This window comes from Streptomyces sp. NPDC055955, from assembly GCF_042270245.1.
Lineage (GTDB): Bacteria > Actinomycetota > Actinomycetes > Streptomycetales > Streptomycetaceae > Streptomyces.
This window is the reverse complement of record NZ_JBHJYS010000032.1, coordinates 1-12225: the sequence shown is the minus strand read 5'-3', so window position 1 is coordinate 12225 and position 12225 is coordinate 1. Positions and strand designations below refer to the sequence as shown.

Annotated in this window: 10 protein-coding genes; 8 read left to right on the top strand and 2 right to left on the bottom strand. The window is 68.0% G+C overall.

Annotation, left to right across the window (positions count from 1 at the left end):
• From ACFC96_RS41390 to ACFC96_RS41380, 3 genes are all read left to right on the top strand, one after another.
• Entirely contained in the window at nt 1-858 is an 858-nt protein-coding gene (locus ACFC96_RS41390; RefSeq protein WP_340459738.1) for a phosphogluconate dehydrogenase C-terminal domain-containing protein, read from the top strand.
• Between the two features lie 337 nt (nt 859-1195).
• Nucleotides 1196-2140, top strand: coding sequence for a dioxygenase (locus ACFC96_RS41385; RefSeq protein ID WP_376617596.1), 945 nt, complete (start codon nt 1196-1198; stop codon nt 2138-2140).
• A gap of 526 nt (nt 2141-2666) precedes the next feature.
• Nucleotides 2667-2876 carry a hypothetical protein gene (locus ACFC96_RS41380; protein WP_376617594.1) on the top strand — a complete coding sequence of 70 codons (210 nt, stop codon included), beginning with the start codon at nt 2667-2669 and terminating at the stop codon, nt 2874-2876.
• A 398-nt stretch (nt 2877-3274) separates the two neighbouring features.
• On the opposite strand, the gene ACFC96_RS41375 is transcribed toward ACFC96_RS41380, so the two are convergent.
• Both ACFC96_RS41375 and ACFC96_RS41370 read right to left on the bottom strand, forming a co-directional pair.
• Complete coding sequence (locus ACFC96_RS41375; RefSeq protein WP_376617592.1) at nt 3275-4051, bottom strand: NAD-dependent epimerase/dehydratase family protein; 777 nt, start codon at nt 4049-4051, stop codon at nt 3275-3277.
• 333 nt (nt 4052-4384) lie between these two features.
• Nucleotides 4385-7180: a SpoIIE family protein phosphatase gene (locus ACFC96_RS41370; RefSeq protein WP_376617590.1), complete on the bottom strand. Its 2796-nt coding sequence runs from the start codon at nt 7178-7180 to the stop codon at nt 4385-4387.
• A gap of 541 nt (nt 7181-7721) precedes the next feature.
• On the opposite strand from ACFC96_RS41370, the gene ACFC96_RS41365 reads away from it, so the two are divergent.
• The 5 genes from ACFC96_RS41365 (at nt 7722) to ACFC96_RS41345 (ending at nt 12179) form a co-directional block, all read left to right on the top strand.
• The gene (locus tag ACFC96_RS41365) at nt 7722-7922 is read left to right on the top strand and encodes a DUF3311 domain-containing protein (protein ID WP_376259727.1); all 201 of its coding nucleotides are present in this window, start codon (nt 7722-7724) and stop codon (nt 7920-7922) included.
• Nucleotides 7919-9394 carry a sodium:solute symporter gene (locus ACFC96_RS41360; protein ID WP_376259729.1) on the top strand — a complete coding sequence of 492 codons (1476 nt, stop codon included), beginning with the start codon at nt 7919-7921 and terminating at the stop codon, nt 9392-9394. The genes ACFC96_RS41365 and ACFC96_RS41360 overlap by 4 nt, the downstream gene beginning before the upstream one ends.
• 607 nt (nt 9395-10001) lie before the next feature.
• The gene (locus ACFC96_RS41355) at nt 10002-10778 is read left to right on the top strand and encodes a FadR/GntR family transcriptional regulator (RefSeq protein WP_376617588.1); all 777 of its coding nucleotides are present in this window, start codon (nt 10002-10004) and stop codon (nt 10776-10778) included.
• Between the two features lie 30 nt (nt 10779-10808).
• Nucleotides 10809-11852 carry an enolase C-terminal domain-like protein gene (locus tag ACFC96_RS41350; protein ID WP_376617586.1) on the top strand — a complete coding sequence of 348 codons (1044 nt, stop codon included), beginning with the start codon at nt 10809-10811 and terminating at the stop codon, nt 11850-11852.
• Between the two features lie 3 nt (nt 11853-11855).
• Nucleotides 11856-12179 (top strand): L-rhamnose mutarotase, encoded by a 324-nt coding sequence (locus ACFC96_RS41345; RefSeq protein ID WP_376617585.1) that lies wholly within the window; start codon nt 11856-11858, stop codon nt 12177-12179.
• The last annotated feature ends 46 nt before the right edge of the window (nt 12180-12225 follow it).

Genomic DNA, 12225 nt, shown 5'->3' with positions numbered 1-12225 from the left:
ATGGCCACCGACAACAAGACCGTCGCCGTCATCGGGGCCGCCGGCAAGATGGGCCGGCGAGTCTCCGACAACCTGGTCGAGAGCGACTTCCGGGTGCTCTTCAGCGAGGCCTCCGAGAAGGGGCAGGAGCTGATCCGCTCGCTCGGCCGCGACCTCACCGACTCCGACATCGCCGCCAAGGAAGCCGACGTCGTCATCCTGGCCGTGCCGGACATCGTCCTCGGCACCGTCTCCGAACAGCTGGTGCCCCTGATGAAGCCCGGCGCCGTCGTGCTCACCCTCGACCCGGCCGCCGCCTACGCGGGCCTGCTCTTCGCCCGCGACGACGTGCACTACGCCTGCGCTCACCCCTGCCACCCGTCCGTCTTCCTGGAGCGCACCACCAAGGAGGAATGGGCGGACACCTTCGGCGGGATCGCCGCGCCGCAGGAGGTCGTCGCCGCGTACGAGGGCGGCGACGCCGAGAAGCAGGCCCTGGCCGACGCCGTCATCCGCGTCATGTACGCCCCGGTCGTCGACGTCCACTGGGTGACCGTCAAGCAGCTCGCCGTCCTGGAGCCGACGCTCGTCGAGACCATCGCCTGCATGGTCGGCGCGCTGCTCACCGAGGCGCTGCACGAGACGGTCCACACCGTCGGCGTCCCCGAGAAGGCCGCCCGAGCGATGCTGCTCGGCCACACGCAGGTCGCACTCGCCAACACGCTGAAGGGCTCCAACCCGTTCTCCGATGCCTGCCTCATCGCGATGGACTACGGCCGCGAGTCGATCGTCCGCGACGACTGGAAGAAGGTCTTCGACGACGCGGAGCTCGACAAGGTCATCACACGGATGCTGAAGATCAAGGAGATCAAGCGCTGACAGCCACTCGGTACCAGGGCACCGTCAGGACGAGCCTTCCGTGGGCCCGGTGGGAGTCCAGACTCTCCCCGGCCCCGGGGGCGATGGCGAAGGTGCGGGCGCTGCCGATCAGAGGACGGACGCGACCCGTCCGTGACTGACGGCAGAGGCCGGGCACCCGCTGCGGCGATGACCGCACCGAGTTCGGCAGCTCGATGCAACTCGTGCGGAATACACCGAAGTTGACGACCGACTGATCCATCTTCTTTCGCCGTGTCCTGCCACCCGGCGGACGGCCGCCCGCTGATCACCAGCTCCCTGGGCATCACCAGCGTGGCGTTCAGCCGGGAGGGCCGCCTTGAGCATCCCGCACTCCGAGGAGAACCCGATGGACCACGCCCCGGGCGCCGAGGCACTCAGGCTCACCCAGCCCACCGCCCCTGCCAGCCCCGACGAGTTGGCCGACGTCACCGCACGCGCCGTGGACCGCTGGTCCACCGCGCACTCGCCGCGCCTCGCCGAGTTGATGACCTCTCTCGTGCAGCATCTGCACGCCTTCGCCCGCGAGGTCGAACTGACCGAAGAAGAGTGGATGCAAGCGATCGAGTGGCTGACGGCCACCGGCAGGATCAGCGACGAAAAGCGCCAGGAGTTCATCTTTGCCTCCGACGTCCTCGGCCTCAGCATGCTGGTCGTCGGCCTCAACCACCGCTTCACCCCCGCGGCCACCCCGGCCACCGTGCTCGGCCCCTTCCACATCGACGGCTCGCCGGAGGTCCCCTGGGGGCACGACATGTCGGACGGCCTGCCCGGCACCCCCCTCTACGTCACCGGGCGCGTCACCTCCACCGACGGCACACCCTTGCCCGGTGCCGTCCTCGACGTCTGGCAGGCGGACGCGGACGGTGCCTACGAGGCCCAGCTGCCCGAGGCCGACGAGGCCCGGCTGCGCGCCAAGTACCGTGCCCGCGACGACGGTTCCTTCTGTATCCGCACGATCGCGCCGCGCGGATACTCCATCCCGATGGACGGCCCTGTCGGCGACCTGATACGGCACACCGACATCAGTCACTACCGACCCGCCCACTTCCACGTCCTCCTCGACGAGCCGGGCCACCGCAGGCTGATCACCCACCTCTTCCAGGCGGGCGCCGCGTATCTCGACACCGACGTGGTCTTCGGCACCAAGGACGCCCTGATCGTCCCCTTCACCCCTCGGCCGACAGGCCCGTCCCCGGACGGCGACACCTGCCAAACCCCCTTCCTGGAAGCCGAGTTCGACTTCGTCCTGCAGGCGGAGTGAGTCCGGCGCCCGGGTCGGCCGACCCGGCAAAACGGTGCCCTGCTGGGGCTCGGGGCGGATGCGGGGAGTTTCCCTCGGCACGTTCCGCCCTCGATCGACGACGAACAGTTCCCCTGAGTGGGGCGAGAGCCCGGATCCGGTGAATCTGCACATTGAATGCGCAACTGCGTCACGAGACCGTGGTTTCCGCCCGAGAGGCTCCCGGATGATGCCTTGTTGGTGTGAAGTGTCCCGTTCGGGGTCACCGTGGCGAAATCCTCACCCCTCGACGCGTTGCAGCATGTGGACAAGCTGGCACCATCTCGTGTGCGGGAGCGCACGGATGAGTAGCCAGGGCGTTCAACTGCTGTGACGGGAAAACTGATTGATTGGGTGGCGGAGCGTTCCGTGGTTTGATCGTTTGCGCCGCCGGGCCCGCGTGAAGGTCTCCGAGATCCGAGGTTGCGCGCCCGCGGCAGTGGCCCGCCGTCTGTCCCCAGCGGGGGCCGCTCCCCTTGTGGAAACCCGTACGAAGGGAAGTCTTTTCATGAACTCCGCTCCCCAGGTTCAGACCGCTGAGATCTCCGACGCCGAACTCGACAACGTCTCCGGCGGCCTGAGCCCGCACGCCAGCGTCACTGCCGGCCCTGCGACGCTCAGCGACGCGAGTGTCCTGGCTCAGCTCGACGCAGCCAAGAACGAGGCCCTGGGCGCCCTCGGCCAGTACCACCAGGCCGGCGTCAGCGTCTCCTTCTGATCGATAGCCTGCCCGTCGGTCGGTGAGGTTCCTTCCGGCCCAGCGGCGACCTCGGCGAGGCAAGGCCTGGGCAGGTTGAGTGGTACGAAAGGCTCCTGGCGGGCGCGGGTTCTCGATCAAGATTTCCTGTGACTGCCAGGAGCTTCGCGTACTCGTGCGCCTGCGGCCGGCGGAAAGAGGCCACAGGTCGGAGGCCGTGCTCTCGTGGTGGAGAGGGCGGCCTGTGGTGTGTACGGGGCGTGGTGGTCCGCGGGGCCACATGTCCTCGGGGCCCGTCGGTAGCGGTGCCGAAGGCAGACGAGTCGGGCTTGCCGAGTCGGCGGAGACCTTCGGGCCCCGCAGCACTGCGATCGGATCCTGCGGCCGATATGACCAGCCCACACCGACCCGGCGCGCCCTCAGATGTGTCGGAGCGTGTATTCCGCGCCGGCATAGGCGCCGCCCTGCAGCTCGCCCGCAGCCCTGGTGCCGTCCGCCGGAAGACGCGAAGCGAAGGCTTCGGCATCGTCCACAGGCACGTACCCCAAATCCGCCGCGGCCTCGATGTCCCAGAAGCGGCGGGTGTTGGCGGAGACGGCATACGCGGTCGCGAAGCGCACGTCGGGAGCGGTGAGAGCCCCGCGGATGAAACCGAGAGCGTCACGAGGGCTCAACCACGTGGACAGATGCCGCTGCTCGCTCGGTGCATCCTCGAAACTCCCGATACGCAGGCACACCACCGACAGGCCGAACTTGTCGGCATACAGCCGCCCGAGCGCCTCCACCGCAACCTTGCTCACCCCGTAGAGGCCGTCTGGGCGTGCGGGCATCTCAGGCGTCACGGTCTGCGAGACCGGATAGAAGCCGCCCACGCGGTTGCTGCTGGCGAGCACCACTCGCCGGACCCCCTGCCGGCGCACGCCCTCCAACACGTTGTGTGTCCCGCGGACGTTTCCGTCCAGCAGTTCCGGCAGTGGCGCTTCATCGGGGATCCCACCCAGATGCACCACCGCATCCACGTCCTTGAGGGCCGCAGTCACCGCGTCAGCGTCACGTAGGTCGATTCGGTGCACGTCTTCTGTCGGCGACTGCGCGGTGAGCCCGACACGATCGATGAGCACCAGCCGCGACACGTGATCACGCAGACCGGCCCGCACTGCCGAACCGATCCGCCCAGCAGCACCAGTGATCGCCACCGTCTCAAGTCCTTTTCTCATGACGCCCAGCCTGCCCCATCCCGCGGACATCCAGGACCCCGCGAGCCTTCCGCGACCAGTCCGGAACCGAGCGCCCTTCGTGGATGCGCCATGAGGCGATCGGCGAGGCATTGTCAGCCGTGACATCATCCTGGCGGGCACGGGCACGGGCACGGGCACGGGCACGGGCACGGGCACGGGGAGCGGCCGGACGCGGCGCTTGCCGCGCTTGCGGCTCAGGTTCAACTGCCGTGTGCCGTCATTTTCCTCATGGTTGCACCCTCACCTTCGCCAACTGGAATTCTCGGTCGCTCAGTTGAAAGCGGCCGCAGGCTACCAAGCCGAGTCGTCCCACTGATCCAGGAGAGCCTCGTCCGTGACGTCGGACAAGGGTGGGGCGCCAGACGTCAGTGACTGTTCTGTCCAGATGGTCTTGCCCCGTTTCGTGTAGCGCGTGCCCCACCGTTCGGCGAACTGGGAAACGAGGTAGAGCCCGCGGCCGCCTTCGTCCGTCGCCGCGGCCCGGCGCAGGTGCGGGGCCGTGCTGCTGCCGTCCGCCACCTCGCAGATCAGGCTGCGGGCACGCACCAGCCGGACCGTGATGGGCCCGGTTCCGTAGCGGATGGCATTGGTGACCAGCTCGCTGAGGATGAGTTCGGTGGCGAAGCTTAGCTCTGCCAGGCCCCAGACGGTGAGCCGGCCGGTCACCTCGGTTCGGATCCTTGCTACTTCGGCCGGGTCGCGGTTCACCGCCCATTGGGCGATGTGCTCGGTGTCCAGCCGGCGGGTGCGGGCAACGAGCAAGGCGACGTCGTCGCTCGGTTGTGCCGGCAGCATGGCGTCGAGAACACCCTGGCATGTCTCGTCCGGAGTCCGGCCGGGCAGCCGGGCCAGCGCGGTGCGCAGCTGGTCCAGGCCGGTGTCGATGTCCCGATGCCGGTCGGTGAACAGGCCGTCGGTGAACAGGACCAGTCGGCTGCCTTCGAGCAGCTCCAGACTGGCGGTCTCGAACGGTTCGCCGCCCAGCCCGAGGGGCGGCGATACGGGGATGCTCGGGAAGGACACCGTGCCGTCGGGCCGTACGAGCGCGGGGCCCGGGTGGCCTTTCGTCGCCATCGTGCAGCACCCGGTGGTCGGGTCGTAGACGGCGTAGAGGCATGTCGCGCCCGAGATCCGGGCGGTGCCGGTGCTCTCGTCGATCGTGGTGACCAGCTCGTCGAGGTAGCTCAGCAGCTCGTCCGGCGGCAGGTCCAGCGTGGAGAAGTTGTGGACGGCGGTGCGCAGTCGGCCCATGGTGGCGGCCGCGTGCAAGCCGTGTCCGACGACGTCCCCGACGACCAGCGCGACCCGTGCGCCGGGCAGCGGAATGACGTCGAACCAGTCGCCCCCTACCTCGGCCTCTTCGGCCTGCGCGGGCAGATACCGATAGGCCGCGTCCACCGCGTCCTGGTCCGGCAGTGCCTCGGGCAGCAGGCTGCGCTGCAGCGTCACGGCAGTGGCGTGGGCGTGGGTGAAGCGGCGGGCGTTGTCGATGCAGACGCCCGTCCGGCCTATCAGCTCCCCGGCCAGAGAGAGGTCATCCTCGTCGAACGGATCGGACTCCTGGGAGCGCCAGAAGTTGGCCACCCCCAGCACGACGCCGCGGGCTCGGACCGGAACGGTGATGAGGGATCGTAGCCCTGGCTCATGGATGTGTCCGGCCTGCTGACCTGAGTGCTCCGAGCATGCACGGGTGTCGGTGAGAACCGGTGCGAGCACGGCTTCACGGGTCTTGAGCGCTTGCGCCTGGGGAGTGGGAGGGGCATAGGTGACCAGCTCGTCCGTGGCGAAGGAGGTGGGGCAGGAGTCGGCTTTTTGCCGTGGACTGTCGCCGGTGAGAGAGAAGGCGGATGCAGACGCGACGTCCCCGTGTCCGCCGCTGGTGTGCCGCTCGGTCGCAGCGTGCTCGTCGGCCGATGCCCCAGTGCTTGTCCTCCTGCCGCCATGCGGCGGCGCAACGCTGACTGCCACGCGGCGCAGCGGCCCGTCCAAGGCTGTCGGCTCGTCGCCCCGCAGTACCGGGTCCGCCAGTTCGAGCGTGACGAGGTCGGCGAATCCGGGAACGGCGACGTCGGTCATCTCCTGGGCGGTCCGGCGCACGTCCAAGGTCGTACCCACCCGGGCGCCGGCGTCGTGGAGCAGGCGCAGCCGTTCTCCGGCGGCCTCCGCCCGGCCTGCGAGCGCGCGCAGCTCCGTGGTGTCGCGCAGGGTTGCCACGCTGCCCGCCGGGCCGTCGGGCACGTCGGTGGGCCGTATGTTGATCGCCAGCAGCCGGTCGCCGGCTGGGCACACGGCGTCCGAGACTGCGCGGCCGGACGTCAGCAGCTCGACGGTCGGCGGGTCCAACCTCAGGTCCGTGGCCTGCTTGCCCTCGGCGTCGGGACCCAGATCCAGCAGGCGTCGCGCTTCGTCGTTCGCCAGCAGCAGGCGATGGTCGGCGTCCATGATCAGTACGCCCTCGCGGACCGAGTGCAGCACCGCGTCGTGATGCTCGTACATCCGTGTCATCCCGGCCGGGCCCAGGCCGTGCGTCTGCCGCCGCAGCCGCCGGGCGAGCAGCACGGTTCCGCCCGCCGAGAGGATGAGGGCACCGGCCGCTCCACCCAGCACCAGGGGTAGCAGGGCCCATGCGGTGTTCTGGACTCGTTTGACCGTGATCCCCACCGACACCAGCCCGGCGACCGTACCGTTGTCCCGGGTGACCGGCGCGATCGAGATCACCGTGGTGCCCGTGCTCGCCCTGAAGGTGCGGGTGAAGGTTCCCTGGGTCAAGGCCTGTTTGTACGGGCCGACCACGTGTTTGCCGATCAGCTTCGGGTCGGGGTGGGTGTACCGGATTCCCTGGGGACTGAAGACCACCACCGCGTCGACGTCCGCCCGGCGCTGGATCTGTTCCGCCCTGGGCTGGAGGACCGCGGTGGGATCGGGCCCGTCCAGTGCCTGCATCATGCCGGGCGCTTGCGCCACGGCTTCGGCGACCGCCCGTGTACGGTGCTCCGCCTCCTGAGTGGCCGCGCTGCGCGACTGGAACACCAGCGTCACCACCGCGACGGTGACGAGTACCACCACCAGCCCCAGCTGCACCCACATCGATTGGCCGGCGAAGCTGTGCAGGCCCAGGGGCGGGAGAGCTCGCCGCGGCGCTGGGTCTGCTGCCTGGCGGCGGCGCTTGCGCATTAGGCTTCCTCACCTGCCGCAACCCCGACACTGCCCTTCGGAGACCGAAGAGGGACGGCAGGATCGCGGCAAAAACTTCCCTATATATATCTTGCCGTTCTTGTATCGCTTACGTTGTATGGCTTCTTCTGGGCTTTACGCCCGAAAGAATTCAACAAAATGTCAATATCGGTTGACTTGCTCAGGATTCATTGACATTCCACTGAGCGGCGCGTTGACTTCACCATAGCGGAAAGAAACTTCCACATTACGGATGTTGCGCGGCTCGCACACTTCGTCTTCCGCTGGGGCTTTGAATGCCGGCCCAGGCGTCGGGATGCACTCATGCATCGGCGGCGTTCCCCCGCTCCACCCGCGGGTGCCGGCGTACGGCTCAGCCATCGACCACACCCGCAGTTCCGGCCGTGCCGCATGCTCTCGCGGCCGTCCGCGACTGCATGAGGAGGTTCGTCCCATGAGACCCGTGTACCTGCTCGGCACCATCCCGTTCATCGGGATTCTGGGCGGCATCTTCTTCGCCAACAGGGTGACGCCCTACGTCCTGGGGATGCCGTTCATCCTCTTCTGGCTGGTCATGTGGGTCGTCCTGATCGCGGCGACGATGGCCGTGATCTACCGGCTCGACCCGGCCAACCGTGAGGAGCCCACGTCATGACCGCGCTCGCCGTCATCTTCGTCTTCCTCGCCGCAGCCATCGCGCTGGGCCTTCGCGCCCGGCGCGGCAAGGACATGGACCTGGAACAGTGGTCGGTGGGCGGCCGCGGCTTCGGAACGACCTTCGTCTTCCTGCTGCTGGCCGGCGAGATCTACACGACGTTCACGTTCCTCGGGGCATCGGGCTGGGCGTACGGCAAGGGCGCGCCTGCCTACTACATCCTCTGCTACGCCTCGCTTGCCTACGTCCTGTCGTACTGGCTGCTGCCGCCGATCTGGCGCTACGCCAAGGAACACCGGCTGATCTCGCAGTCCGACTTCTTCGTGGCCAAGTTCAGCAGCCCGCTGCTGGGAAGCCTCGTCGCCGTCGTCGGCGTGATCGCGATGATTCCCTACCTGGTCCTCCAGCTGAAGGGCTTGGGCATCATCGTCTCCGTGGCCTCGTACGGCCATGTCTCCGCGCACTGGGCCATCGTCATCGGCACGGTCGCCCTGACCGTATATGTGACGATCTCCGGCATCCACGGCTCGGCCTGGACCGCGCTGCTCAAGGACATCACGATCCTGGCGGTCGTCCTCTTCCTCGGCCTCTACCTTCCCCTGCACTACTTCCACGGCATCGGGAACATGTTCCATGCCGTCGACCACGCCAAGCCGGAATTCCTCACCCTGCCGTCCAGCGGGATGAGCACTTCATGGTTCGCCTCCACAGTGCTGCTGTCGGCGATCGGCTTCTACATGTGGCCGCACACCTTCAGCGCCAGCTACACAGCGCACAACGAGAAGGTCTTCCGGCGCAACGCAATCTTCATGCCGCTCTACCAACTGGTGCTGCTCTTCGTCTTCTTCGCGGGCTTCGCGGCGATCCTCGTCGTACCTGGCCTGAAGGGCGCGGACGCCGACCTTTCGCTACTGCGCATCACCACAGCGACCTTCCCGCCGTGGGCCGTCGGCATCGTCGGCGGAGCCGGCCTGCTCACCGCGCTCGTTCCCGGTTCCCTGCTGCTGATGACCTCCGCGACCTGCCTGGCGAAGAACGTCTACCGCGTTGCCCGCCCGGCCACCTCCGAGGCGCAGATCGGTCGGACCGCGAAGCTGCTCGTCCCGGCACTTGCCTTGGTCTCCCTGTACTTCACCTTCAACGGAGGCAGCTCGCTGGTCTCTCTCCTGCTGATGGGGTACGCGCTGGTGACCCAGCTGTTCCCGGCGGTGCTGGGCAGCCTTTCGCGGCGGCCGGTGGTCACCAAGCAGGGTGCGGCCGTCGGAATCATCGTCGGTGTGAGCACCGTTGCCGTCGTCACTCTCACCGGCGTCACCGTGGGCAGCCTGTTGCCGTACCTCCCAGAGCCGGTCAAGGACCTCAACGTCGGCATCATCGCGCTCTTCCTGAACGTCGTGGTCACGCTCGCGGTCTCCGCCGCGACGCGCGAGCCGGCATGCCAGAAACTGCCCCTCGCGACCGAGAGGGTCTGAACCCCGGCTGGTCATACGTCGGGTGGCGCGCCTCCCCATGTGCAGGCCCCTCGGCGAGGGGCCTGCACGTTGGCATCGGTGGTGTCCGGTCGCAGGCGGTTGCCACCAGGGGCTCGATCCGGGCTGGTAGGCCAGGTCGCTGCGATTACCCAGCCCGATAACGCCGAGCTTGATGTCGTCCAAGGTGCTTGCCCTTTCAGAAGGTTTCGAGCTCAGCGGGGCCCTTGATGACCGGGACGATAGATCAGGAACATATCCTGCTGCATGGTGGATTTGTGCTTGATTCTGAGGGGTTTGGGGTAGCGTCGACCGCCACGGTGGCCACGTTCTCGGGGTGCTGCGGCCAAGCGAGAGTGGAGTTTCACCCCGTTGAGAGGTGGGGTTGGGCGGCCGGCATGAGGGGCGGGTTTGGGCTGACCGGATCCTGGCGTCAAGACTTTGAATGTGATTCACTGACCACAGATTGACAGATGTATCCGAAACATGTGACAGGTAGGGCGCCTTTCAGTCGCTCGGCGATCCCATGCCCGACACGGATCGCTGTGCCGTCCGGACCGCCGTGACATGGATCGACATGGAAGTGGATCGACGTGAAAGGGGAGCGCCGTTGACCCGCGCAGCCCGCAGCACCGCACCCGCGCTGGAGCCCCCGGGGGAAGGGCCTGGTTACCGTCCCGGCTACGAGGTCGCGGCCGAACGCATCCTGGAACACCTCGTACTCGCCGACCTACAGCCAGGTGCCCGGCTGCCCACAGAGCAGGACCTGGCCGACCATGTGGGGATGAGCCGGACCGTGGTCCGCGAGGCGGTGAAGATCCTCTCCGCCCTTGGCCGGCTGTCCGTGCACAAGGGCCGCGGCATCTACGTCGCCCAGCCCGACCAGTCCTCCTGGCAGCACTCCGTGACCCACTTCCTGCCCGCCGACCTGCACCAGGTCGACGAACTCTTCGAATTCCGGCGGCACTTGGAAACCACCACCGCCCGCCTGGCTGCCCAGCGCGCCACCCCCACTCAGGTCAGGGCTGTCCGCGAAGCCGCCCATCAGTCCGCCCGGGCCGCCCAGCAAGGTGACATCGACGCCTTCAGCCGCGCCGACGACGCCTTCCACACCGCCATCGCCGCCGCCACCAACAACTCCTTCCTCACCGCCGTCATCGACACCCTGCGCCGCCTGCAGCACCAGGTCACCGCCATAGGACTGGCAGGCCTCACGGGTGGTTCCCTGCACGACGCCGCCGCCCAGCACGAGGCCATCACCCACGCCATCGCCGCTGGTGAACCCACGTACGCACACACCCTCATGGCCCATCACATCGACCGGACCACCCACCAGTTCCAACGAGAGATCCGGCACCGCATCACCCCCGGCCGCCCCAACGCCTGAACCGCACACCATCACCCATGAAGGACATTCATGCGAATCACCGACGTGACTGTGGAACTGGTCGATCTGCCCGCTCAGCCGCCCTTCCGGTGGCGAGCAGGGCTGCCCGGTTCGGAGCCGGCGGTCGTGGGCGGAATTCTGCGGGTCCACACGGACGAAGGTCTGGTGGGCGAGGCGCACACGAGACGTGGGCTGATCGTCGCCGACTTGGTGAACCGCCGTATACGTGAGGACCTGCTCGGCCGCGACCCGCTGATGCGCGAGCTGCTGTGGCACCGCCTGTGGGAGCTGGACCGTATAGAGGAACTCCCCCTCTACGCCCTCGGCCTGGTCGACGTAGCGCTGTGGGACCTGGCAGGCCTCGCGGCCGGGCAGCCGGTCCACCGGCTGCTCGGTCCCTACCGCGAGGCCATCCCCGCCTACGCGAGCACGGTCACCTTCGGCAGCGTCGAGGAGTACCTCGACGTGGCCGACCAGTGCCTGGAGCTCGGCTACTCCGCCATCAAGCTGCACGCGTGGGGAGACGCGCGAGCCGACGCGGACCTGTGCCAGAAGCTGCGGGCCCACGTCGGTGACGCGATTCCACTCATGTACGACGGCTCGGCCGGGTTCGATCTCGCCGACTCGGTGTACCTCGGCCGTGCACTGTCCGAGGCGGACTACCTCTGGTACGAGGAGCCGATGCGTGAGTTCAGCGTGACCGCTCACCGGTGGCTGGCCGAACAGGTCGACATTCCCCTGCTGGTCGCGGAGACCTCCGACGGCGCGCATTTCAACGCTGGAGACTTCATCATGGCGGGAGCGGCGAGCCGGGTCCGCACCAGCGCGCAGCTCAAGGGTGGGATCACCGGGGCCCTGCGCATCGCGCACCTGGCCGACAGCTTCAACCTGCGGGCCGAGGTGCACGGCAGCGGAGTGGTCAACGCCCATCTGTGCATGGCGATCCCCAACACCACGTACTACGAGTCCCTCGTGTACACCAACCCTGTACAGCGCGAGCCTGCGGTCGGCGCCGACGGGCTGGTGCGGGCGCCGACGGCCCCCGGCATCGGCTTCGACCAGCCGGGCTGGTGACCCGTGCGACGCTACGCCGCGGTCATACGTCTGCGCGCGGAACTCGAGGCGGAATATCGTGCCTTGCACGCGGCGGCCTGGCCCGAGGTCCTCGCGACCCTCAAGCGCGCCCACATCGGCAACTACTCGATCTTCCTGCGTGACGGCCTGCTCTTCAGCTACCTCGAATACACCGGCGATGACTACGCGGCCGACACCGCGCTCATCGCCGAGTGCCCGGTCACCCGGGACTGGTGGGCCCGTACCGACCCCTGCCAGCAGCCACTGGACAGCGTCGGCGACGGCGAGCGGTGGGCAACCGCCGAAGAGGTCTTTCATCTCGAATGACATCAGGGGTGAGCGGCAGGGGGCGGCGGACTCAACTGAGTCCGCC

Excerpts from the sequence above, each read along its gene's own strand:
- ACFC96_RS41380 (WP_376617594.1), top strand. The coding sequence starts at position 2,667 with ATGAACTCCGCTCCCCAGGTTCAGACCGCTGAGATCTCCGACGCCGAA.
- ACFC96_RS41360 (WP_376259729.1), top strand. The coding sequence starts at position 7,919 with ATGACCGCGCTCGCCGTCATCTTCGTCTTCCTCGCCGCAGCCATCGCG.
- ACFC96_RS41390 (WP_340459738.1), top strand. The coding sequence starts at position 1 with ATGGCCACCGACAACAAGACCGTCGCCGTCATCGGGGCCGCCGGCAAG.
- ACFC96_RS41370 (WP_376617590.1), bottom strand. The coding sequence starts at position 7,180 with ATGTGGGTGCAGCTGGGGCTGGTGGTGGTACTCGTCACCGTCGCGGTG.
- ACFC96_RS41350 (WP_376617586.1), top strand. The coding sequence starts at position 10,809 with ATGCGAATCACCGACGTGACTGTGGAACTGGTCGATCTGCCCGCTCAG.
- ACFC96_RS41365 (WP_376259727.1), top strand. The coding sequence starts at position 7,722 with ATGAGACCCGTGTACCTGCTCGGCACCATCCCGTTCATCGGGATTCTG.